Raw genomic sequence first — 19,084 nt, forward strand, 5'->3', positions numbered from 1 at the left:
TTTAGATGGGAGAAACCATGAGAAATATCATTATTTTTGTTGCTCTTCTGGGAGCAGCGGCAATATTTACAGTTTTGTATTGTCTCATTGCTGCCGGAAGTCAGGCAGAGAAAAAACTGACAGAAATCATGAGAAAAGAGGAAGAACAGAATGAAGACTAATAAAGATCTGATCATAGAACCAAATGCAGCTATTGAGGGAAGAAAGTACAGCGAAGAAAAGCCATGGTCCTGCAAGTACTGTTACTGGTGGGGAGGCAAAAAGAAAGGCTGTAGCTTGAAACAGTGCCACTATCTGCTTCCGGAAAAGAAAAAAGCAGTAAAAACAACACCATGTGGTGGCTGTCCGTATGGAAAACATGTTCCATGCATCGGATATTGTATTGCCCGTCTTCATTCTGAAATGAAAGGAAAGAAAGGACGTGGGTAATTGCAGGAAGAAGTAAATCAGAAAGTGATCAGCCTGAGCATCCAGGGAGTCAAGATCACTGCCAGTGTGCTAAAAGCAGCCCTTCGGAAGTTCCTGGAAATGGACAACCGGAGGAAACAGGAAACAACGCAGGTGAAAATGGCTGAAAAGACCGGACGGGCTCAGGAGAAAGGAAGGGAAAAAGCCCGAAAAAAGATTGAAAAGAAAAAGCCACATGGAAAGCAGACCATCAAGCAACTGAATGCACAGGGAGTACAGCTTTCCAACATAAAGATCACAGATGAAAATATCAAATCCTTTGACCGTGTGGCAAGAAAGTACGGGATTGATTACAGCCTGAAAAAAGAAGTCGGTGCTGATCCACCAAAATATCTGGTCTTCTTTAAGGCTAAAGATGTGGATGTGATGACAGCGGCTTTCCGGGAATATGCCGGAGTAGAACTGAAAAAGAAACAGGCGAAGAAACCATCCGTCAGAAAGAAACTGCAGAAATCTGTAGAAAGAAAAGCAAAGCACCGCCAGCGTGTGAAGCAGAGACAAAAATCCAGAGGTCAGGAACGATGATCCGGGAAAAATTACAGAAGATCCAGGTCAAACGACTGGTGATCTTAAATCTCCCATATTTCTTTATCTTCTATGTAGCAGATAAAGGATCCTGGCTGTACCGGCATTGCCTGGGAGAAAGCATGGTCCAGAGACTTGGCGTGATGTTAGTCAATTTCCGACTGGCATTTTTAAGCTGGCTGCCAAGTATCGCTTTGCAGGATCTTACAGTAGGTGTTCTGGTTGCAGGTGCATTAAAACTGGTGGTCTACTATCGTTCTAAAAATGCAAAGAAGTTCCGACAAGGTGTGGAGTATGGATCTGCAAGATGGGGAAACAGAAAAGACATCAAACCCTTTATGGATCCGGTCTTTGAAAACAATGTCATCCTCACAGAAACGGAACGTCTGACCATGAACAGCCGGCCAAAAGCCCCAAAGTATGCCAGAAATAAGAATGTGATCGTCATCGGTGGTTCCGGATCCGGAAAGACAAGATTCTATGTAAAACCCAATCTTATGCAGATGACGGATCACGTGTCCTATGTGGTCACTGATCCGAAGGGAACGATCATCGTTGAATGCGGGAAGATGCTGGTAAATGGAGGATACCGGATCAAGGTATTAAATACGATCAACTTTAAAAAGTCCATGCATTACAATCCGTTCCATTATATCCGGAGTGAAAAAGACATCTTAAAGCTGGTCAATACCATTATTGCAAATACCAAGGGTGAAGGTGAAAAATCAACGGAAGATTTCTGGGTCAAGGCCGAACGTCTTTTGTATTCTGCACTGATCGGATACATCTGGTATGAGGCACCAGAGGAAGAACAGAACTTTTCTACTCTGTTGGAATTTATCAATGCCAGTGAGACCAGGGAGGATGATGAAGAATTTAAAAATGCAGTGGATGAATTGTTTGAAGAACTGGAAGCAGAAAATCCGGAACACTTTGCAGTAAGGCAATATCGCAAGTACAAGCTTGCAGCCGGCAAAACTGCAAAATCGATTTTGATTTCCTGTGGTGCCAGACTTGCACCATTTGACATTCAGGAACTAAGAGAAATTATGTCGTATGACGAAATGGAACTGGATATGATCGGTGATCAGAGAACAGCCATGTTTGTCATCATCAGCGACACAGATGACACATTCAACTTTGTGGTAGCGATCATGTACACCCAGCTTTTTAACCTGCTTTGTGATAAGGCGGATGATGAGCATGGCGGCAGGCTTCCCTATCATGTACGACTGCTTCTTGATGAGTTCAGCAATATCGGACAGATCCCAAAATTCGACAAATTGATTGCTACGATCCGAAGCAGGGAAATTTCCGCTTCTATCATTCTGCAGTCACAATCTCAGCTGAAAACCATCTATAAGGATGCTGCTGAGACGATCACAGGTAACTGTGACACTGTTCTTTTCCTGGGGGGAAAGGAAAGTTCCACACTGAAAGAAATATCAGAAACCCTGGGAAAGGAAACCATTGATCTTTACAACACATCCGACACCAGAGGCAGCAACCGGTCCTATGGACTGAACTATCAAAAGACTGGAAAAGAACTGATGAGTAGAGATGAGCTGGCGGTCATGGATGGAGAAAAATGTATCTTACAGCTTCGAGGAGTCCGGCCGTTTTTAAGCAACAAGTATGACATCACAAAGCACAAACGGTACAAGGAACTTGCCGATTATGATAAGAAAAATGCTTTTGATGTTGAAAAATATCTGAATCATAATCTGACATTTTCAAAAGATACAGAGTTTGAGATGTTTCGGATTGATGTAACAGAGGATGAAATAAGACAAATTGAAATCATTAATTAAGAAAATTCCTATGTTACCAAAGTGGAAACATAGGAAAACCATGCTGGTTCTTTCTTTTTTAATGGTATCATTATATGATATGAATGAAAGAGAGGTAAGAAGTATGGCTTTAAATGATAACATTAAAAAAATCAGAGAAGAAAAAAAATATACACAACAACAACTTGCCGATAAACTGTACGTATCACGACAAACTGTATGCCGATGGGAGAACGGTTCAAGATGTCCAGATCTAATTACAGCAAAAAAGTTAGCAATGGAGCTTGGAGTCACTTTGGATGAACTTATATCTGATGAAGATATCACAGATATTCAATCAAAATATGGAATATGGAAGTTTGATAGGGTAAAAGAAAGGGAAAAAATTCAGATGATGCAAAAAAGGATCCTAGATTTTATAGAGATTATAGGAGGTATATTTTTAGCAATTTCTTTGTTGCTAAGAGTTCAATTTGATATGAAAGTACCAGCGTGGATTACGATAATATGTATTTTAATAGTGACAGTAGCATTTTTGTTTAATTTTGTGCTGGCAAAAAAATTGGATAGGAAGTAAAAAATTTCAAGTATTTGTAAAAAGAACAAAAAGCGATAGAGCATGTAGAAAAATCCATCTATATGCTCTATTTTTTTATGTTTTTTCAAGAAAGAAATCTAAAAGTAGGAAGAAAGGAGAAAAAAGTGAAGATAAAGATAAGATCGCCTTGCAAATAAAACAGGTAAAAAAAGGTCTGAATAAAAGGGAAAGGAGTAGAGCCAAACGCTTACAGACCATAAGAAAAAGCGTTTGTTCACACATTTGATTATGGCTTTTTTTAGCAGTGCAATCAATATTCTTCAGACACTGGTCGTTGCAATCGGTGCCGGCCTTGGTGTCTGGGGCGTAATCAACCTGATGGAAGGTTATGGAAACGACAACCCGGGTGCAAATGCTCATGTGCCATAAAGTAACACACAAGAATTTGATAGACAGCAGCCCATTATTCCGATATTGCCTTACGCACGCATCTTGTAACTTTTTCGTTAAGACTATTGACTCTGATACCTCGAAAGAGATATAATATAGTTGCTACTTAGCAAGCCTGAGTAGCGAAACTAAAGAGAGGCGACGATATGAATAACAAATATGTCCAGCAATTCAAAAAAGGCTCTCTGGAAATGATACTCTTATGCCTAATCGGACGCAAGGAAACTTATGGATATGAAATTATAACCGAATTGAACAATAGTGCGTCTGTTTTGGGATATGCGAAAGAGGGAACCATTTACCCTATTCTGTATCGTTTACAGGAAGCAGAACTAATCAAATGCCGATTGGCTCCGGCTGCGGCAAATGGCGGCTCAAAAAAGTATTATTCTTTAACTGATAAAGGCAGGAATGTACTTGATGAACTAATCTTATTTTGGTCAAGCTATGAAAACTGCGTAAACGGCTTTATAGAAAGTTATCAACAAGCGAGGGTGTCCAAATGAAAGAACAATATATCAAACAGGTTGAAAAGGAACTATCTTTACCACGCAAAATGAAAAAAGAGGTTGTGCGTGACTTGAATGAAGTTTTTGCGTCTGCTATGGAGCATGGAGAAACAGAGCAACAGGTTATCCAACGTTTGGGCACACCAAAAGAATTTGCAGACAGCACCGCAGAACAGTTTGGCATTGATAACACCACATTGAAAAAAAGGAACGGTATCATTTCTACTCTTGTTGCGCTTGTTATCGCGGTTGCTGCCTTTTCGGTATATGCTGTTGCACAATCAGGAAAAGTACCAGAAGGAGCAATCGGACAGGCAGACGCGACAACAAATATACAGATTGAGGGCGCATTTGCCTTTGATGTTTCACAAATCCTTTTGACTATTGGGTTTGTAGCAACGGCTATTGCTGTTTTGTTAATTATTAGAACCATACACAAAAACAGGAGGTAACCAATGAAGAAGTATATTTCTGTATTCGCAATCATGCTTATGATTTTTTTGGCTGCGTGTTCTAATCAAAATATCTCATCTGCACCAACCAGCAATGAGAGCAATACACAATCTAACAGTGTTACAAAATTGGAAGAGGGCGTTTGGCCTGCGAATGAGTACACGGAGGGGCTTCCTGTTCCGCCTGGTACGGTTGCATGGGCTACACTTGATACAGAACATGGGAATTGCAGTATCAACCTTACCGGCGTTAGCGAAAACGACTATAACGAGTACATGGAGATTTTGAACCAAGAAGGCTTTTCCGTAATTGAAAATGTGTCAGAGGAAATCGAGGGAGAAAACTATGTTTCTATCGGAACACTTTTGTCAAATGAAGAAAAGTGGATAAGCATCAGCTATGTTCCAGACAGTTTCGGTATCTACATTTCTTTTGTCAACAACTGAATGAACATAACGAAATAGCAAAGCCAGTCGAGCCAGTCAACGGTTAAGATGAACGGCGCATACGCGCCGCCGTTGACAGCCCCGCCCGCCTTTGCTGGCAGGCAATCAAGGGGTGGACAGCAAGGAGTGCTGCCCGCCCCGTACTATTATTCAGAGAGGGGGAATTTCCATGACCGAGATTGAAGCCTATCAAGAGTATATCCGGTGCAAGCACAACGCTTTTTGTAAAGCCGTTATTCGGTATGCCGCCATCGGGAAAATCATACGGCTGCGGCAGAAATGGGAACGGGAAATTTCCCTTGACTATCTGACAAATGAGAAGTTTGTCCAGTTTGCCGAGCCGGAGCCGGACGAAGAACACCCCTTTATCGTCTGCGGCCAGACCGTCCTGCTCTGCAACGTCACCCTTGCCGCTGCACTCTCGACTTTGCCGGAACAAGCGCAGGAAGAAATCTTCCGCTACTATTTCCTGCACCAGCCGCAGCGCGTGATCGGTGCGTACTTTGGTCAAACACGCAGCACAGCGGGGCGGCATATCCAACTTGCCTTGCAGCGGTTACGGGAGTAAATGGAGGTGAGCCGCCATGAGTAGGCTACTTCCCTATGAAACCATTGTCAAAGCCCATGAAGGCGACCCGGAAGCCGTGGACGCAGTTCTTTCCCACTATGCCGGATATATCCGATACTTTTCCAAAATGAACGGGCAAGTCAATGCCGAAGTTGAGGACTATGTGAAAGAACGGTTGATTGCCTGTCTGCTCAAATTCCAATTTGACTACCCGCCGGACGAGCCATAAAAACTGAATACTTGCCGCCCACCGGCGGCCATCGAAAGCAGTAAGTCTTGAAAAAGATTTACTGCTTTTTTCTATTCTATTTCCGGCCATTTTGCCCCTTGCCGGTTGCAGTAGTGAGTGAAAAGAATAATTCTCTACCCCGCCAGTTGCCAAAAAGCTGTTGCCCGGATTACAGGAGCAAAAGGAAATTTGAGAAAATCCCCGTCCAGCGGGTAGATGACGGTCTTTGAAATGTATCTTTAGCGGAAAGGAAAAAAGACCGCCTACAGCGGGCAGCAAAGCCCTTTTCGAGCGTTATATTAGCGGAAAATGAGAAGCCCCCATATGCGCCGGGGTTTGCAGTTACGGAGAGCAAGATTCTACCGAGGTGCCAAAATTCGCGTTTTGCTCATTTTGCCCCTGCGGGAATCTTGTTGGGGAGTGCCTTCCCCAAACCCTGCTTATGCGGCTTACGCCGCTGGAAAATCCCTCAAAATAATTTTTCGGATTTTTCAAAAACAGTTCCGCTTTACACCCTGTTTTTCTCCTATTAGTGAGAGGACACCACGCACAGCCGAAGGAGGTTTTACCATGCGAAAACGATATAACACGCCGCACCGCAGCCGGGTAGTCAAGACACGCATGACCGAGGAAGAATACGCCGAGTTTGCGGAAAGGCTTTCTGCTTACAACATGAGCCAAGCCGAGTTTATCCGGCAAGCCATAACCGGGGCAGCCATACGCCCCATCATAACCGTTTCCCCCGTCAATGACGAGTTGCTTGCCGCTGTCGGGAAGCTGACCGCCGAATACGGCAGGATCGGCGGCAACTTAAACCAGATAGCCCGGACGCTGAACGAGTGGCACAGCCCCTACCCGCAGCTTGCCGGGGAGGTACGGGCGGCGGTTTCCGACCTTGCTGCCCTAAAGTTTGAAGTCTTGCAGAAAGTGGGTGACGCTGTTGGCAACATTCAAACATATCAGCTCTAAAAATGCGGACTATGGCGCAGCGGAAGCCTATCTCACATTTGAGCATGACGAGTTTACCATGAAGCCCACCCTTGATGAAAACGGGCGGCTGATACCGAGGGAGGATTACCGCATTTCTTCCCTCAACTGTGGGGGCGAGGATTTCGCTGTTGCCTGTATGCGGGCTAATCTCCGCTATGAGAAAAACCAAAAACGGGAAGATGTGAAAAGCCACCACTATATCATCAGCTTTGACCCACGGGACGGGACAGACAACGGCTTGACCGTAGACCGGGCGCAGGAGCTGGGCGAGCAGTTCTGTAAAGAGCATTTCCCCGGACACCAAGCCTTAGTCTGCACCCACCCGGACGGGCATAACCACAGCGGCAATATCCATGTGCATATCGTCATCAACTCCCTGCGGATTTATGAAGTCCCGCTTCTGCCCTACATGGACAGACCAGCCGACACACGGGAGGGCTGCAAGCACCGCTGCACCAACGCCGCTATGGAATATTTCAAGAGTGAAGTCATGGAGATGTGCCACCGGGAGGGGCTTTACCAAATCGACCTCTTGAACGGCAGCAAGGAACGGATAACCGAACGGGAATACTGGGCGGCAAAGAAAGGACAGCTTGCCCTTGATAAAGAGAACGCTGTCAGAGAAGCCGCAGGACAGCCGACCAAGCCCACCAAGTTTGAAACGGACAAGGCGAAGCTGCGCCGGACGATACGGCAGGCACTTTCCCAAGCTGGCAGCTTTGACGAATTTTCTTCCCTTTTGCTGCGGGAGGGTGTGACCGTCAAGGAGAGCCGGGGGCGGCTTTCCTACCTCACGCCGGACAGGACAAAGCCTATCACAGCCCGGAAGCTGGGGGACGATTTTGACAAGGCTGCTGTCCTTGCCCTGCTTACACAGAACGCCCACAGAGCCGCCGAAAAGCCCAAAGCCATACCGGAATACCCACATACCCAAAAGGGACGCTTGCAGGAGGAAAACGCCGCAAAAACCACCCCGACAGACAACACCTTGCAGCGCATGGTTGACCGGGAAGCCAAGCGAGCCGAGGGCAAGGGCGTGGGCTATGACCGCTGGGCGGCAAAGCACAATCTAAAGCAAATGGCGGCTACCGTTACCGCCTACCAGCAGTACGGCTTTTCTTCCCCGGAGGAACTGGACGAAGCCTGCTCTGCTGCCTATGCCGCCATGCAGGAAAGCCTTACAGAGCTGAAGCAGGTGGAAAAGACGCTGGACGGGAAAAAGGAGCTGCAACGGCAGGCGCTTGCCTATTCCAAGACCCGCCCTGTCCGAGACGGGCTGAAACAGCAGAAAAACGCCAAAGCAAAAGCAGCCTACCGACAGAAGCACGAAAGTGACTTTATCATAGCAGACGCAGCCGCCCGCTATTTCAGGGAGAACGGCATTTCCAAGCTGCCAAGCTATAAAGCCCTGCAAGCAGAGATTGAAAGCCTTATCCAAGAGAAAAACAGCGGCTACAACGATTACCGGGCAAAACGGGAGGAATACCGCCGCTTACAGACTGTCAAGGGCAATATCGACCAGATTTTACACCGGGAGCGCAAGCCTGTGAAAAGGCAGGAACAGGAACGATAAAAACCGCCCCAAAATGTACCCGAACCTATACAGAACAAGGGGGCTGCCCCGTACCCTATCCGCAAATACCAAAGGATTTTTTAACGGGCTTATAGGGCAGAAAAAACCCGAAAATGATACCGAGATGATACAGAATTACCGCCGATACCGCCACACCAGCGGAAACGGCAGAAAGGAGCGCACCCATGCCAAGAATGAGCAAGAAACGGCGGCTGGAATGGTCTTTTTTCCTGCGGCAAGTGAAAGTCGGGAATTCCACCTGCGATCGTATCACATACAATGACCTCTGCCGGGGCTGTACCCATAGCTGCAAGCAGAGCTTCCGGGCGGTTATCATACTCTGCCCCCACTACTACTCCAAACGCCGGAAAAAGGAGGACAGGGACAATGGCAGATAACCGCAAGTATTACTACCTCAAGCTGAAAGAGAACTTTTTTGACAGCGACTCCATTGTGCTGCTGGAAGATATGAAAGACGGGATTTTATACTCCAATATCCTCTTGAAGCTGTACTTAAAATCGCTGAAAAACGGCGGGAAATTGCAGCTTGACGAGCATATCCCCTACACAGCGCAGATGATAGCGACACTGACCCGCCACCAGATAGGGACGGTTGAGAGGGCTTTAGAGATTTTCCGGCAGTTGGGGCTTGTGGAGCAGCTTGACAGCGGGGCTTTCTATATGACCGACATTGAGCTGATGATAGGACAGTCCTCTACCGAAGCCGAGCGGAAACGGGCTGCAAGACTGGAAAACAAGGCACTTTTACCGCCCCGGACAAAAGGCGGACATTTGTCCGACATTCGTCCACCAGAGATAGAGATAGAGTTAGAGAAAGAGATAGAGATAGAAAAAGAGAGAGAGGGAGAAACGGGACACCCCGCCCCCGCCGCTTATGGCAGATACAACAATGTGATACTGACCGATACAGAGCTTTCCGGGCTAAAAACAGAGTTGCCCGACAAGTGGGAGTATTATATTGACCGGCTTTCCTGCCATATCGCTTCCACCGGGAAACAGTACCACAGCCATGCAGCCACCATTTACAAGTGGGCGCAGGAGGACGCTGCCAAAGGCAAGGCTGCCCCGAAACAGGGCATACCCGATTATTCATGCAAGGAGGGCGAGAGCTTATGAAAAACGGAATTGAAGCTATGATTACGGACATTACAGCCACTACCGCCGAAGCGGAGGACTACACAGGCGAGGACGGGCTTTTATACTGCGGTAAGTGCCATACGCCCAAAGAAGCCTATTTTGCAGAGGGAAAGACTTGTTTCGGGCGTGACCGCCACCCGGCAGAGTGCGACTGCCAGCGGGCAGCCCGTGAAAAGCAGCAAGCCGCCGAAAGCCGACAGAAGCACCTTGAAAAAGTGGAGGACTTGAAACGCCGGGGCTTTACCGACCCTGCTATGCGGAACTGGACATTTGAGCATGACAACGGCAGAAACCCGCAGACCGAAACCGCCCGCTTTTATGTGGAGAGCTGGGAAACCATGCAGGCTGAAAATATCGGCTACCTGTTCTGGGGCGGCGTGGGGACGGGAAAAAGCTACCTTGCCGCCTGTATCGCCAACGCCCTTATGGAAAAAGAGGTTGCCGTCTGCATGACAAACTTTGCAACGATACTGGGTGACCTTGCCGCCAGCTTTGAGGGCAGGAACGAATATATTTCCCGCCTTTGCAGCTACCCTCTGCTGATACTTGATGATTTCGGTATGGAGCGAGGAACAGAATACGGGCTGGAACAGGTTTACAGCGTGATTGACAGCCGTTACCGAAGCGGCAAGCCGCTGATCGCCACGACCAACCTCACGCTGGAGGAATTGCAGCACCCGCAGGACACGCCCCACGCCCGTATCTATGACAGGCTGACTTCCATGTGCGCCCCCGTCCGCTTCACGGGCAGCAACTTCCGAAAGGAAACCGCACAGGAAAAGCTGGAACGCTTAAAGCAACTGATGAAGCAGCGAAAGGAGAGCCTATGACAGAAACGAAACAGACAAGCACCACCAAAACAGACCGCCGCCCGGACTGTGTGACGGAAATCCGCATGGGCAACTCCGTCCTTACCGTTTCCGGCTTCTTCAAGCAGGGCGCAACCGACACCGCAGCCGACAAGATGATGAAAGTGCTGGAAGCGGAAGCTGCTACACAAAAAACGGCGATTTGACCGACCATAAAGAAGCAGATTTGACGCTTTTGCCGCTATACAGACAGCCGCCCCATGTGGTACAATCAAGGTACGGAATAGTGGGGCTGGCTGTCGGAAACGGAGGATTTTATGTTAAGACAGACCAACCAACAACCAATTACCGCCCTTTACCCAAGACTATCCCATGAGGACGAGCTGCAAGGCGAAAGCAATTCCATTTCCAATCAGAAGCGTATCCTTGAAACCTATGCAAAGCAGAACGGCTTTTCCAATCTGCGCTGGTACACGGACGACGGTTATTCTGGTGCGAACTTTCAAAGACCCGGTTTTCAAGCCATGCTTGCGGACATTGAAGCCGGAAAAGTCGGGACAGTTATCGTAAAGGATATGTCGAGGTTAGGGCGAAACTACCTGCAAGTGGGAATGTACACGGAAATGATTTTCCCACAGAAAGGTGTCCGCTTCATCGCTATCAATGACGGAGTGGACAGCGCACAGGGCGACAATGACTTTGCCCCGCTGCGGAATATCTTTAACGAATGGCTGGTGAGAGATACGAGCAAGAAAATCAAAGCAGTAAAACGCTCAAAAGGCATGAATGGCAAGCCCATCACAAGCAAGCCTGTGTATGGCTACCTCATGGACGAGGATGAAAATTTCATTATTGACGAGGAAGCTGCACCCGTAGTCAAGCAGATATACAACCTCTGTCTTGCCGGGAATGGTCCGACCAAGATAGCCCGTATGCTCACAGAGCAGCAAATCCCCACGCCGGGAACGCTTGAATACCGCAGGACGGGCAGCACCCGCCGCTACCACCCCGGCTATGAGTGCAAGTGGGCGACCAATACCGTAGTGCATATCCTTGAAAACCGGGAATACACAGGCTGTCTGGTAAATTTCAAGACAGAAAAACTTTCTTACAAAGTCAAGCACAGTGTAGAAAATCCCCCGGAAAAGCAAGTGATTTTCGAGAACCACCACGAGCCTATCATAGACACCCAAACATGGGAACGGGTGCAGGAGCTTCGCAAACAGCGCAAACGCCCAAACCGCTATGATGAAGTGGGTTTGTTCTCCGGCATACTGTTCTGTGCGGACTGCGGCAGCGTGATGTATCAGCAGCGATACCAGACGGACAAGCGCAAGCAGGACTGTTATATCTGCGGCAACTACAAGAAACGCACCCATGACTGTACGGCGCACTTTATCCGCACCGACCTCTTGACCGCTGGTGTACTCTCCAATCTGCGGAAAGTGACCAGCTATGCGGCAAAGCATGAAGCCCGGTTTATGAAACTCTTGATTGAGCAGAACGAGGACGGGGGCAAACGCAGGAACGCCGCCAAGAAAAAGGAACTGGAAGCCTCCGAGAAACGCATAGCCGAGTTATCCGCTATCTTCAAGCGGCTGTATGAGGACAGCGTGACCGGGCGCATATCAGACGAGCGTTTCACAGAGCTGTCGGCAGACTATGAAGCAGAGCAACGGGAGCTGAAAGAAAGAGCCGCTGCTATTCAAGCGGAGCTTTCCAAAGCACAGGAAGCCACCGTGAACGCAGAAAAGTTTATGAATGTTGTCCGGCGGCATACCAGCTTTGAAGAACTTACCCCTACTCTGCTGCGGGAGTTTGTAGAGAAAATCGTTGTGCATGAGTGCAGCTATGACGAGAACAAGACCCGCAGACAGGACATTGAGATTTATTATTCTTTTGTTGGCAAGGTGGACTTGCCCGAATAACCGCCCGACCTATCCGACACAATGCGCAAGTGCCGGATAGGAACGGCAAAATTTTTTACACTTCTATTACTTCTTTATCGCACATCAGTAAAATCCCAGGGAATTAAGCAGCTGATGAGCGGTGGTGGTGTTATCCTGATCGGAACACAGCTGATCCCGCTTCTGAGTGGATTATTTGGTTAAGAGAAAGGAGTAGAGATCCATGTTCAGTCAGATTTTTGATGCGATTGAGGAATGGATGAGGGAACTCTTAACCGGGATGATCACTTCCAACCTGGACACGATGTTTACTGATGTCAATCAAAAGACTGGTGAGATCGCTACCCAGGTTGGACAGACCCCGCAAGGGTGGAACGGCAGCATATTCAGTATGATCCAGAATCTATCAGATTCCGTGATTATGCCGATCGCAGGTATTATTATCACACTCGTACTCTGCTACGAATTGATTTCTATGCTGACCGAGCGTAACAACATGCATGATATTGATACCTGGATGTTTTTCAAGTACTTCGTAAAAATGTGGATCGCTGTGTATCTGGTGAGTAACACATTTACGATCACAATGGCGGTATTCGATGTGGGCCAGCACGTAGTTAATTCTGCGGCCGGTGTTATCACAGGAAGTACCGCCATTGATATTTCTTCGGCATTGACGGATCTTTCCACAACACTGGAAAGTATGGAAATCGGAGAACTTGTTGTATTGGCGCTGGAAACCCTTATCGTCGGCTTCTGTATGAAGATCTTGTCTGTACTGATCACAGTGATCATGTATGGACGTATGATAGAGATTTACCTATATACCTCAGTTGCGCCGATTCCATTCGCAACTATGAGTAACAGAGAATGGGGACAGATCGGCACAAATTATTTCAGAGGACTCTTTGCCCTGGCTTTCCAGGCATTTCTGATGATGGTATGCGTTGCAATCTATGCAGTGCTTGTTGCAGGTATCCAGTATTCAGATAATCTGAGTTCTTCATTATTTGGCGTTATGGCTTACACAGTAATCTTATGCTATAGCCTCTTTAAGACGGCATCCTTAAGTAAGTCGATATTTAACGCGCACTAAATTACAGGAAGGAGTGAAAATCATGGCATATGTCAGCGTACCGAAAGATTTAACGAAGGTAAAGAATAAAGTAGCATTTAACCTGACCAAAAGACAGTTGATCTGTATCGGGATAGGTGCTGCAATGGGAATTCCAAGCTATTTCCTCTTGCGTAATGTGATGGGAAACAGTAATGCAGCAACGGTCATGGTGCTTTTAATGTTACCGGCATTTTTATTTGCCATGTACGAAAAAGACGGGATGCATCTGGAAGATGTTCTGATGCATATGATCCGGGTGAAGTTTCTTCGTCCGCCCGTCAGAAAATATGAAACTGAAAACTATTATGAGACAGATCCGGAACAGATCAGACAGTCTCCGGATGCAGGAAAACCGAAAGGAGGAAAAACGGTTGCGAAAAAAGAAAAATAAGAAAACTGTCGCAGATACCGGATACAAAAAAGTAGACAGAAAAGAGAAAAAGAAAAAAGAAAAGCAGGAAGAGAAACGCAGGCAGAAAAAACTGTCCGTCCAGCAGTCGATCGCTTATAAGGAAATGGGAAGAGATGGAATCTGCAGGGTACAGGGAAAAACTTATTCTAAGTGTATCCGCTTTTATGACATCAACTACCAGCTGGCTCAGAATGAAGATAAAAATGCAATCTTTGAAAACTGGTGTGATTTCCTCAATTACTTTGATGCCAGTATCCATTTTCAGCTGAGCTTTATCAATCATAAGAGCAGCATGAAGGAGTTTGAGCAGGTGATCCAGATCCGGCCACAGGAGGATGCTTTTGATGATGTTCGCATGGAATATGCAAAGATGTTGAAACAGCAGTTGGCAAAAGGAAACAACGGTCTGGTGAAGTCAAAATATATCACATTTGCCATTGAAGCAGAAAATATCCGGGAGGCAAAACCAAAGCTGGAACGTATCGAGTCGGATATCCTGAATAACTTTAAGATCCTGGGAGTTCCGGCATATCCGCTGAATGGCGTGGAACGTCTGCAGATCCTGTATGAGACATTCAATCCGGATGTGATGACAGATTTCCAGTTTGACTATGGATCCATGATCCGGACAGGACTCAATACAAAGGATTATGTGGCACCGACCAGTTTTGTGTTCCGGGACAGAAATACATTCCAGATGGGAAATACCATCGGGGCTGTCTCCTATCTGCAGATCCTGGCGCCGGAGCTTACGGATAAGATGCTGGCAGAATTTCTGGATATTGATAAGAACCTGATCGTCAACCTGCATGTGCAGTCGGTGGATCAGATGAAGGCAATCAAGCTGGTAAAAAGCAAAGTGACGGATATCAATCGTATGAAAATCGAAGAACAGAAAAAAGCAGTCCGGGCCGGATATGATATGGATATTATCCCATCGGATCTGAACACGTATGGAGGAGAAGCGAAAAGGCTTCTGGAAGACCTGCAGTCACGAAATGAGCGTATGTTCCTTGTAACAGCGCTCTTTTTAAATACCGCAAAGACAAAGCAGGCACTGGATAATGCCATCTTCCAGACTGCCGGTATCGCCCAGAAATATAACTGTGTACTGAAACGTCTGGATTATCAGCAGGAAGAAGGACTTATGAGTAGTGTTCCGTTGGGAGTAAATCATATCCCGATCAAGCGGGCTCTTACGACTACCAGCACAGCAATCTTTGTTCCATTTACGACACAGGAACTATTTATGGCGGGAGAATCCTTATATTACGGATTGAATGCCCTTAGTAACAACATGATTATGGTGGATCGTAAAAAGCTGAAAAACCCGAATGGATTGATTCTTGGTACACCTGGATCCGGTAAATCCTTTGCAGCAAAAAGAGAGATCACCAATGCGTTCTTTGTTACGAAGGATGACATTATCATCGGAGATCCGGAGGGCGAGTATTACCCGCTGGTCCATGCACTTGGCGGACAGGTAGTACACATCTCACCAACCAGTAAGGATTATATCAATCCGATGGATATCAATATGGATTATTCCGATGATGACAATCCACTTGGTGTGAAATCTGATTTTGTCCTGTCCTTATGTGAGCTAATCATGGGAAGCAGGGATGGTATTGAAGCAGAGGAAAAATCAGTGATCGACCGTTGTCTTCCACTGGTGTATCAGAAGTACTTTGCAGATCCAAAACCGGAAAACATGCCGGTCCTCGGTGACCTGTATGACTGCCTCAGAAAGCAGAAAGAACCACAGGCCCAGAGAATTGCAACAGCACTGGAAATCTATGTAAATGGATCACTGAAAGTATTCAACCATAGAACCAATGTGGAACTGAATAATCGAATTGTCTGTTTTGATATCAAAGAGCTTGGAAAGCAGTTGAAGAAAATCGGAATGCTCATCGTCCAGGATCAGGTATGGAACAGAGTTACGATCAACCGTGGCATCAAATCCACCAGGTACTACATCGATGAGTTCCACCTTCTGCTCAAAGAAGAACAGACAGCAGCTTATTCCGTAGAAATCTGGAAGAGATTCCGTAAATGGGGAGGTGTACCGACTGGTATCACTCAGAACATTAAGGATCTTCTTGCCAGCAGGGAGATTGAAAATATCTTTGAGAACAGTGATTTTATCCTGATGCTGAACCAGGCTGCAGGTGACAGACAGATCCTTGCAAAACAGCTGAATATTTCCCCATATCAGTTGTCTTATGTGACGAATTCCGGGGAAGGTGAAGGACTTCTTTTCTATGGAACAACGATCATTCCATTTAAGGATAAGTTCGATAAGACATTGAAATTATATGGTCTGATGACCACGAAGCCCGAGGAAACATTGAAACGAGATAAAGAAATGAGGGATGCAAATGAAGGAAATCGATAAGATCCGAATCAAGCAGTGGAATCAGGACAATCCTTACATTCAGATGAAAAATCTGGAAAATGTGCAGCCAGGATACCGTGTTCATACAGTCAATGATAATCATCATCTGTATGAACTTCCGCTGGAAACACAGAACATTATCCTTGACTGGGTATTCTGGAATTTTTATCCGGCACAGAAAATCTATCCGCATCTTACCAGTGATGATCTGAAAGAAGTTCTGTATAAACGTACCCAGATCCATCTGCACAACAATCAGTTCAAGGAGGCTATGCTGATCAATGGTTTCTGGCCGAGAGATCCGAGTGAATTGAATTGGGTATTTCATATCCAGGCGAGCTCTCCAGCAATCAGGACACAGGCAGATGGTTATCCTGGTATCCCGATTATAGGACGCCAGGAACTGAATGAGTACAGAAAGAAAAGTTGTGCCAGGAGGTGATGACCTATAGCTGGAAAAGAATTTAAAGGCAAAGATAAAAAGGTCGCAAAGATGACCAGAGATGGTCTGATAGAAGAAAATCTCCGTGATGGCAGCATAAAAGATATCAGTCACAGGAGTCGGGGGCGACCGGAAAATAAAGAAGAATTTGTTCCGGAACGGGAACGAAAAAAGGCTGAAAATGAAGATACAAAATCGGGAAAAGGAAAACGACTGCAGATGGAGAAAGTCCGTAAATCTTCTGTCCGGCAGGAAGCTGTTGAGGATACAGTTGAAGTTACACCGGAAGAAAAAGTATCCGGATATCGAAAGAAACTGCATCGTTATGAAAAAATCCCGGATGATGATAATAATCTGAACAGCCAAAAGAAATCCATTCGGAAGAAACAGTTGCAAAAACAGATGACCAAAGAACAGGCAAAAGCTGGAAGATTATCTTTTGATGATGAAGGAAATCAGATGGTGAAAGGTGCTGGCATGAAACCGGGAGGGACAGCCGGGAAATACATTGCTACACAAGCTGTTATATCTGGCATGAAAGCAGTCTCTTCCGAAGAGGAAGAAACAGATGAAAATGCAGGTGTGGAAAGTGCCAGACTTGTAGAGCGTGAAACAGAAGATGCGTTACGTGGTCTGCGTCATGCTCAGATCCGCAGCAAACGGACGGATGTGAAAACCCATCGCAGAGGTTATCGTGAGGCTACCGTAGAAAAGAAACTGAAATTTGGTTCTGCAGAAAGTATGGAAGGAGTCAAGAATGCAGAAACGGTAAAGAAAGCCGAACAAAAGAGACATTTCTATAACCGCTTCTTCCAGAAAAAACGATATAAGGATGCTTACCGAGCAGCCAGAGCCGGAAAATCCGCTGGCAGTCTGGGTGGAGCAACAACCATTGCCGGTGTCGAGAGCATGACGGTAAAAGCAAAGATCGCCTTGAAAGAGATCATAAAGCGTAATCGTGCCATGTTCGCAGGCATCGGTATTTTTGCGCTTCTTTTTCTAGTCATTTCAGTATCTCTGGGGAGCTGCAGTGCTTCTATTGAGGGTGCTGGATCTGTGATCGGTATTACAACGTATCCAAGTTCAGACGAGGATATCTATGCTGCCGAAAACAGATATGCTGCTTTGGAAAGTGCCTTGAACCAGCAGATTAATGAGATGGAACGAAGACATCCGAATTATGACGAGTATCAGTACAACATTGCTGAGATTGGTCATAATCCATATCATCTTATCTCGTATCTTACTGCAAAATATGGAGACTGGACGTACTCAGATGTTGAAAACGAGCTGCAAGCACTTTTTGAAGCACAATATCATCTGAATACGGAAGGTCGAACAGAAACGGTGACAGAAACCAGAAATGTTCGAGTCGGAGAATCATTAGGACAGGTAGTGACCAGCGGATATTGTAACTGTCGAATCTGTTGTGGTGTATGGTCCGGAGGTCCAACTGCCAGTGGTGCATATCCAACTGCAAACCATACCATTGCTGTAGATGCTTCCAATCCATTTGTGCCGATTGGCACTAAGGTAGTAATGAATGGTGTGGAATACACAGTTGAGGATACCGGAGCCTTTGAACGATATGGTGTGCAGTTTGACGTTTACTATGATAACCATGCTGCCGCTTCTGCTCATGGACATCAGACCTGGGAAGCCTATATCGCAGATGACAATGGCAGTCAGGAAGTAACGGTTACCAGTACAAGCACTAAGAAGATTCTATATGTGACACTGACAAATGGAAGCTTTGATGCTGTGGCAAGAGCCAATCTGAATGCAGAGCAGCTGATTATTTACAATGCATTAAATACGACCTATGGAAACAGAAATTATCTGTGGGATGTAAACAATGTGACCAGTGGATCAGGCGGTAATGGAATGAGCTATGAGATTCCACCGGAAGCACTGCAGGATGAAGAATTTGCCCGGATGATCCGAGAAGCGGAAAAATATCTGGGAGTACCTTATGTATGGGGTGGTTACTCTCCGTCCGGATTTGACTGCTCAGGATTCGTATCTTATGTCATTAACCACTGTGGTAATGGCTGGAACTATGGACGATTGACCGCAGATGGATTAAGAGGCGTATGTACTTATGTATCACCGCAAGAAGCAAAACCAGGAGATCTGATCTTCTTCCAGGGAACGTATAACACATCCGGTGCAAGCCATGTGGGTATCTATGTCGGTAACAATATGATGATCCATTGCGGGGATCCGATCCATTACTCAAATATCAGCACATCCTACTGGCAGCAACATTTCATGTGCTTTGGAAGACTGCCATAAAGGGGTG

At 46.3% G+C, this 19,084-nt stretch carries 24 protein-coding genes; all 24 read left to right on the forward strand.

Going from position 1 to position 19,084, the window contains the following annotated elements:
• Window positions 1–17: 17 nt before the first annotated feature.
• The 24 genes from PGQ38_RS13690 (at window position 18) to PGQ38_RS13805 (ending at window position 19,077) form a co-directional block, all read left to right on the forward strand.
• Window positions 18–161 (forward strand): hypothetical protein, encoded by a 144-nt coding sequence (locus PGQ38_RS13690; RefSeq protein WP_164492145.1) that lies wholly within the window; start codon window positions 18–20, stop codon window positions 159–161.
• Complete coding sequence (locus tag PGQ38_RS13695; protein ID WP_055183036.1) at window positions 151–429, forward strand: hypothetical protein; 279 nt, start codon at window positions 151–153, stop codon at window positions 427–429. Before PGQ38_RS13690 ends, PGQ38_RS13695 begins: the two co-directional genes overlap by 11 nt.
• Window positions 430–993 (forward strand): PcfB family protein, encoded by a 564-nt coding sequence (locus PGQ38_RS13700; RefSeq protein WP_118447861.1) that lies wholly within the window; start codon window positions 430–432, stop codon window positions 991–993. It begins immediately after the preceding gene.
• The gene (locus tag PGQ38_RS13705; RefSeq protein ID WP_270432137.1) at window positions 990–2,804 is read left to right on the forward strand and encodes a VirD4-like conjugal transfer protein, CD1115 family; all 1,815 of its coding nucleotides are present in this window, start codon (window positions 990–992) and stop codon (window positions 2,802–2,804) included. The genes PGQ38_RS13700 and PGQ38_RS13705 overlap by 4 nt, the downstream gene beginning before the upstream one ends.
• On the forward strand, window positions 2,788–3,360 hold the full coding sequence (locus PGQ38_RS13710; RefSeq protein ID WP_226837804.1) for a helix-turn-helix transcriptional regulator: 573 nt from the start codon (window positions 2,788–2,790) through the stop codon (window positions 3,358–3,360). Before PGQ38_RS13705 ends, PGQ38_RS13710 begins: the two co-directional genes overlap by 17 nt.
• Window positions 3,361–3,609: 249 nt before the next feature.
• The gene (locus PGQ38_RS13715) at window positions 3,610–3,750 is read left to right on the forward strand and encodes a Maff2 family mobile element protein (RefSeq protein ID WP_117528512.1); all 141 of its coding nucleotides are present in this window, start codon (window positions 3,610–3,612) and stop codon (window positions 3,748–3,750) included.
• A gap of 167 nt (window positions 3,751–3,917) precedes the next feature.
• Window positions 3,918–4,277 (forward strand): PadR family transcriptional regulator, encoded by a 360-nt coding sequence (locus tag PGQ38_RS13720; protein WP_015534245.1) that lies wholly within the window; start codon window positions 3,918–3,920, stop codon window positions 4,275–4,277.
• Window positions 4,274–4,732 (forward strand): DUF1700 domain-containing protein, encoded by a 459-nt coding sequence (locus PGQ38_RS13725; protein WP_117946835.1) that lies wholly within the window; start codon window positions 4,274–4,276, stop codon window positions 4,730–4,732. Before PGQ38_RS13720 ends, PGQ38_RS13725 begins: the two co-directional genes overlap by 4 nt.
• A gap of 3 nt (window positions 4,733–4,735) precedes the next feature.
• Window positions 4,736–5,179, forward strand: coding sequence for a DUF6591 domain-containing protein (locus PGQ38_RS13730; protein WP_117946834.1), 444 nt, complete (start codon window positions 4,736–4,738; stop codon window positions 5,177–5,179).
• A 169-nt stretch (window positions 5,180–5,348) separates the two neighbouring features.
• Window positions 5,349–5,747: a sigma-70 RNA polymerase sigma factor region 4 domain-containing protein gene (locus tag PGQ38_RS13735; protein ID WP_118749806.1), complete on the forward strand. Its 399-nt coding sequence runs from the start codon at window positions 5,349–5,351 to the stop codon at window positions 5,745–5,747.
• A 16-nt stretch (window positions 5,748–5,763) separates the two neighbouring features.
• Window positions 5,764–5,976 carry a helix-turn-helix domain-containing protein gene (locus tag PGQ38_RS13740; RefSeq protein ID WP_117946832.1) on the forward strand — a complete coding sequence of 71 codons (213 nt, stop codon included), beginning with the start codon at window positions 5,764–5,766 and terminating at the stop codon, window positions 5,974–5,976.
• Between the two features lie 570 nt (window positions 5,977–6,546).
• Window positions 6,547–6,945: a plasmid mobilization protein gene (locus PGQ38_RS13745; protein WP_002569238.1), complete on the forward strand. Its 399-nt coding sequence runs from the start codon at window positions 6,547–6,549 to the stop codon at window positions 6,943–6,945.
• Window positions 6,917–8,539: a relaxase/mobilization nuclease domain-containing protein gene (locus tag PGQ38_RS13750; RefSeq protein ID WP_270432145.1), complete on the forward strand. Its 1,623-nt coding sequence runs from the start codon at window positions 6,917–6,919 to the stop codon at window positions 8,537–8,539. The genes PGQ38_RS13745 and PGQ38_RS13750 overlap by 29 nt, the downstream gene beginning before the upstream one ends.
• 185 nt (window positions 8,540–8,724) lie before the next feature.
• Entirely contained in the window at window positions 8,725–8,937 is a 213-nt protein-coding gene (locus PGQ38_RS13755; RefSeq protein WP_002569236.1) for a hypothetical protein, read from the forward strand.
• Window positions 8,927–9,676 (forward strand): phage replisome organizer N-terminal domain-containing protein, encoded by a 750-nt coding sequence (locus PGQ38_RS13760; protein WP_002569235.1) that lies wholly within the window; start codon window positions 8,927–8,929, stop codon window positions 9,674–9,676. Before PGQ38_RS13755 ends, PGQ38_RS13760 begins: the two co-directional genes overlap by 11 nt.
• The gene (locus tag PGQ38_RS13765) at window positions 9,673–10,527 is read left to right on the forward strand and encodes an ATP-binding protein (RefSeq protein ID WP_002569234.1); all 855 of its coding nucleotides are present in this window, start codon (window positions 9,673–9,675) and stop codon (window positions 10,525–10,527) included. Before PGQ38_RS13760 ends, PGQ38_RS13765 begins: the two co-directional genes overlap by 4 nt.
• On the forward strand, window positions 10,524–10,712 hold the full coding sequence (locus PGQ38_RS13770) for a transposon-encoded TnpW family protein (RefSeq protein ID WP_002569233.1): 189 nt from the start codon (window positions 10,524–10,526) through the stop codon (window positions 10,710–10,712). The genes PGQ38_RS13765 and PGQ38_RS13770 overlap by 4 nt, the downstream gene beginning before the upstream one ends.
• A 111-nt stretch (window positions 10,713–10,823) precedes the next feature.
• Window positions 10,824–12,434, forward strand: coding sequence for a recombinase family protein (locus tag PGQ38_RS13775; protein WP_002569232.1), 1,611 nt, complete (start codon window positions 10,824–10,826; stop codon window positions 12,432–12,434).
• Between the two features lie 21 nt (window positions 12,435–12,455).
• Window positions 12,456–12,617, forward strand: a complete 162-nt coding sequence (locus tag PGQ38_RS20795; protein WP_118581114.1) for a Maff2 family mobile element protein — start codon at window positions 12,456–12,458, stop codon at window positions 12,615–12,617.
• Window positions 12,618–12,636: 19 nt separating this feature from the next.
• Window positions 12,637–13,509 carry a VirB6/TrbL-like conjugal transfer protein, CD1112 family gene (locus PGQ38_RS13785; RefSeq protein WP_055195005.1) on the forward strand — a complete coding sequence of 291 codons (873 nt, stop codon included), beginning with the start codon at window positions 12,637–12,639 and terminating at the stop codon, window positions 13,507–13,509.
• 22 nt (window positions 13,510–13,531) lie between these two features.
• Window positions 13,532–13,921, forward strand: coding sequence for a PrgI family protein (locus tag PGQ38_RS13790; protein WP_005334813.1), 390 nt, complete (start codon window positions 13,532–13,534; stop codon window positions 13,919–13,921).
• The gene (locus PGQ38_RS13795) at window positions 13,872–16,340 is read left to right on the forward strand and encodes a VirB4-like conjugal transfer ATPase, CD1110 family (protein ID WP_118627942.1); all 2,469 of its coding nucleotides are present in this window, start codon (window positions 13,872–13,874) and stop codon (window positions 16,338–16,340) included. Before PGQ38_RS13790 ends, PGQ38_RS13795 begins: the two co-directional genes overlap by 50 nt.
• Window positions 16,324–16,782 carry a hypothetical protein gene (locus PGQ38_RS13800; protein ID WP_270432149.1) on the forward strand — a complete coding sequence of 153 codons (459 nt, stop codon included), beginning with the start codon at window positions 16,324–16,326 and terminating at the stop codon, window positions 16,780–16,782. Before PGQ38_RS13795 ends, PGQ38_RS13800 begins: the two co-directional genes overlap by 17 nt.
• A gap of 51 nt (window positions 16,783–16,833) precedes the next feature.
• Window positions 16,834–19,077 (forward strand): C40 family peptidase, encoded by a 2,244-nt coding sequence (locus PGQ38_RS13805; protein ID WP_270432152.1) that lies wholly within the window; start codon window positions 16,834–16,836, stop codon window positions 19,075–19,077.
• The last annotated feature ends 7 nt before the right edge of the window (window positions 19,078–19,084 follow it).

The sequence above is a fragment of the Blautia faecis genome (assembly GCF_027662325.1).
GTDB classification, from domain to species: domain Bacteria; phylum Bacillota; class Clostridia; order Lachnospirales; family Lachnospiraceae; genus Blautia_A; species Blautia_A faecis.

What these genes read in the sequence shown, in the direction of transcription:
- PGQ38_RS13770 (WP_002569233.1), top strand. Translation starts at nt 10,524, where the DNA reads ATGACAGAAACGAAACAGACAAGCACCACCAAAACAGACCGCCGCCCG.
- PGQ38_RS13695 (WP_055183036.1), top strand. Translation starts at nt 151, where the DNA reads ATGAAGACTAATAAAGATCTGATCATAGAACCAAATGCAGCTATTGAG.
- PGQ38_RS13800 (WP_270432149.1), top strand. Translation starts at nt 16,324, where the DNA reads ATGAAGGAAATCGATAAGATCCGAATCAAGCAGTGGAATCAGGACAAT.
- PGQ38_RS13785 (WP_055195005.1), top strand. Translation starts at nt 12,637, where the DNA reads ATGTTCAGTCAGATTTTTGATGCGATTGAGGAATGGATGAGGGAACTC.
- PGQ38_RS13775 (WP_002569232.1), top strand. Translation starts at nt 10,824, where the DNA reads ATGTTAAGACAGACCAACCAACAACCAATTACCGCCCTTTACCCAAGA.
- PGQ38_RS13805 (WP_270432152.1), top strand. Translation starts at nt 16,834, where the DNA reads ATGACCAGAGATGGTCTGATAGAAGAAAATCTCCGTGATGGCAGCATA.
- PGQ38_RS13735 (WP_118749806.1), top strand. Translation starts at nt 5,349, where the DNA reads ATGACCGAGATTGAAGCCTATCAAGAGTATATCCGGTGCAAGCACAAC.
- PGQ38_RS13790 (WP_005334813.1), top strand. Translation starts at nt 13,532, where the DNA reads ATGGCATATGTCAGCGTACCGAAAGATTTAACGAAGGTAAAGAATAAA.
- PGQ38_RS13740 (WP_117946832.1), top strand. Translation starts at nt 5,764, where the DNA reads ATGAGTAGGCTACTTCCCTATGAAACCATTGTCAAAGCCCATGAAGGC.
- PGQ38_RS13720 (WP_015534245.1), top strand. Translation starts at nt 3,918, where the DNA reads ATGAATAACAAATATGTCCAGCAATTCAAAAAAGGCTCTCTGGAAATG.
- PGQ38_RS13745 (WP_002569238.1), top strand. Translation starts at nt 6,547, where the DNA reads ATGCGAAAACGATATAACACGCCGCACCGCAGCCGGGTAGTCAAGACA.
- PGQ38_RS13715 (WP_117528512.1), top strand. Translation starts at nt 3,610, where the DNA reads ATGGCTTTTTTTAGCAGTGCAATCAATATTCTTCAGACACTGGTCGTT.
- PGQ38_RS13760 (WP_002569235.1), top strand. Translation starts at nt 8,927, where the DNA reads ATGGCAGATAACCGCAAGTATTACTACCTCAAGCTGAAAGAGAACTTT.
- PGQ38_RS13795 (WP_118627942.1), top strand. Translation starts at nt 13,872, where the DNA reads ATGCAGGAAAACCGAAAGGAGGAAAAACGGTTGCGAAAAAAGAAAAAT.
- PGQ38_RS20795 (WP_118581114.1), top strand. Translation starts at nt 12,456, where the DNA reads ATGCGCAAGTGCCGGATAGGAACGGCAAAATTTTTTACACTTCTATTA.
- PGQ38_RS13725 (WP_117946835.1), top strand. Translation starts at nt 4,274, where the DNA reads ATGAAAGAACAATATATCAAACAGGTTGAAAAGGAACTATCTTTACCA.
- PGQ38_RS13705 (WP_270432137.1), top strand. Translation starts at nt 990, where the DNA reads ATGATCCGGGAAAAATTACAGAAGATCCAGGTCAAACGACTGGTGATC.
- PGQ38_RS13730 (WP_117946834.1), top strand. Translation starts at nt 4,736, where the DNA reads ATGAAGAAGTATATTTCTGTATTCGCAATCATGCTTATGATTTTTTTG.
- PGQ38_RS13765 (WP_002569234.1), top strand. Translation starts at nt 9,673, where the DNA reads ATGAAAAACGGAATTGAAGCTATGATTACGGACATTACAGCCACTACC.
- PGQ38_RS13755 (WP_002569236.1), top strand. Translation starts at nt 8,725, where the DNA reads ATGCCAAGAATGAGCAAGAAACGGCGGCTGGAATGGTCTTTTTTCCTG.
- PGQ38_RS13690 (WP_164492145.1), top strand. Translation starts at nt 18, where the DNA reads ATGAGAAATATCATTATTTTTGTTGCTCTTCTGGGAGCAGCGGCAATA.